Below are 2,163 nucleotides of genomic sequence, written 5' to 3' on the forward strand. Positions count from 1 at the left end.
ACAACATCGCGTATAATTAATTGCTTGGCTTGTTCTTCTTCCGAAAATCCTCGTGGGATGCCCAAGTTCGTTTTTATTTGCTAAATTAGCGCTTGAGACCCGCAACTAATCATACTCAAGAGCGTTGGCAAACATTTGAAAAAAAACTCACTCTATTAAAATTATGGAAGAATTATTCAATGATTTTACTAATCAAACGGGAATAGAATTACCACAAAGCATTATTAAATATTATTTAGACGGTAGAAATAGCAATTCACAATTTGTTCGTCTATTTAAGTCAAATTTCGATTCTGTAGAAAAACGTAAATATCCTTATTTAAAAGTTTTATTATCAGAAATGTTTGCACGAGAAATCTTAACATTAATTCACGAATACTCTTATGATGAAAGAATTAATGATTTATTCTATGAAATATATAATTATCATTATAAAGACAAACAAATAATATTTGATACTAATAAAGAGGATTTTGTGATAGACGAAATATTTTACGCAACTATAGATTATAATTATAAAAAAAATCAATTCAAATTTCCACTTATTCAAAATGCCTATGAAAAGCTTGACTCAAATCCTGAATTTTTGAAAGTTATTCTAATATTGCATGGAAGTTGTGGAGGAGATGGTGGTATAATAGTTAGAGGAAAAAATATTGGGTATGATTCAGGTTATATTCACGGAGAAAAAACTGAAGTAGAATTTAATGATAAAATATTTGAATACAATGGATATTCATTTGAAAATTACGAAAAAATACATAAAGTAATTGAAGAAAAATTTAAATAATCCTCATCATTTTCAAATCTCAAAATAAAATGCAATGATATTAGCATTTGACACCTATTACTTTAATGACAAAGCCAAAACAGTATGTTTAAGTTTTAAAGATTGGTTTAATGAAAAACCCTTTGAGATTTATTCAGAAACAATTCCATGTATTGAAGAATATGTTTCGGGAGAATTTTATAGAAGAGAACTTCCCAATATTATAAGTCTAATGTCAAAAATTGATAAAGCAGTAATAGAACTAATAATTGTTGACGGATTTGTTTACTTAAACGATGAAAATAAATTTGGCTTGGGAGCATATTTACATGAGAAATTGAATAAGCAAATTCCTATTATAGGTGTAGCTAAAAGAACTTTTGCAACTATTGAAAAAAACAAAGTTGATGTTTATCGTGGAAAGAGTAAAAATCCGTTATTCGTTACATCAATCGGAATTGAATTAAAATTAGCGGCTAAAAAAATTAAAGAAATGGAAGGCGAATATAGAATTCCAACCTTATTAAAAGAATTAGATAAATTAACAAGGGAAATATAAAAAACGTTTGCCAACACCGTGTATAAACCATTGCTGGGTCTGTGCTCATATGGTAAATTCTTGGGAATTTTCCAGCGTAGTTTTGTATCTTTAATGGTTCGTGCTTTAACACGCAACGGTCCATACACAACAACGTTGGCAAACATTAAAAAAAACAGAACGATGAAAATCAAATTTAACGAAAACGAAAAGTCGATTGAAATAGAAGATGGATTAAAAATGCAGTATTTATTAATGAAAATTTCGTTGGTTTTTACGCTTATTAATTCTGTTCTTTTTCCTTTTTTTGTTTTGGAAAAAAATCAGATGGAATGGATGGGATTTATATGGATAATTCTTGGAATATTCTCAATCGTGATGTTGACTTATCAATTATTAAAAAAAACCGCATCTGAAAAAATAAACTTATCGGAAATAAATTCGCTAACAGAAAAACGAGTTTTTGGCAGAAAAAGATTCAGCCTGAAATTGAAAAACGGAAAGTTGAGGGACTTAATGGAAATGAAAAATGAATCTGATATTACAGAAACAAAAGAGTTGTTTAAAAACATCGGAATTGAAACAAACTGAATAAAAAAACGATTTGCCAACACCGTGTATAAGCCATTGCTGGGTCTGTGCTTATCTGGAAAATTCTTGGGAATTTTCCAACGGAGTTTTGTACCTTTAATGGTTCGTGTATGAGACACGCAACGGCTCATACACATAAAACGTTGTAAAAAATGGCGGAATTCACTCAGAACTAGACAATCGGAATTCAAAAAACTATTCCTTTCACGGTCGCGGAATTTTTATTTCGGATTTCTAATCCAGTCCGATAAAATGACACTCGGCC

The 2,163-nt window shown here is 29.7% G+C and carries 3 protein-coding genes; all 3 read left to right on the forward strand.

Translation table 11 applies throughout. The features are described from left to right. Window positions 1–163 precede the first annotated feature (163 nt). Genes ESY88_RS20500 through ESY88_RS20510 form a run of 3 tightly spaced genes read left to right on the forward strand, consistent with a single transcriptional unit; the run spans window position 164 to window position 1,898 of the window. Window positions 164–790: a hypothetical protein gene (locus ESY88_RS20500; protein ID WP_147088563.1), complete on the forward strand. Its 627-nt coding sequence runs from the start codon at window positions 164–166 to the stop codon at window positions 788–790. Window positions 791–824: 34 nt separating this feature from the next. Continuing rightward, complete coding sequence (locus ESY88_RS20505; protein ID WP_147088562.1) at window positions 825–1,328, forward strand: endonuclease V; 504 nt, start codon at window positions 825–827, stop codon at window positions 1,326–1,328. Between the two features lie 18 nt (window positions 1,329–1,346). After that, window positions 1,347–1,898: a hypothetical protein gene (locus ESY88_RS20510; protein WP_189702685.1), complete on the forward strand. Its 552-nt coding sequence runs from the start codon at window positions 1,347–1,349 to the stop codon at window positions 1,896–1,898. Window positions 1,899–2,163 lie beyond the last annotated feature (265 nt).

The sequence above is a fragment of the Subsaximicrobium wynnwilliamsii genome, assembly GCF_007997225.1.
GTDB lineage: Bacteria > Bacteroidota > Bacteroidia > Flavobacteriales > Flavobacteriaceae > Psychroserpens > Psychroserpens wynnwilliamsii.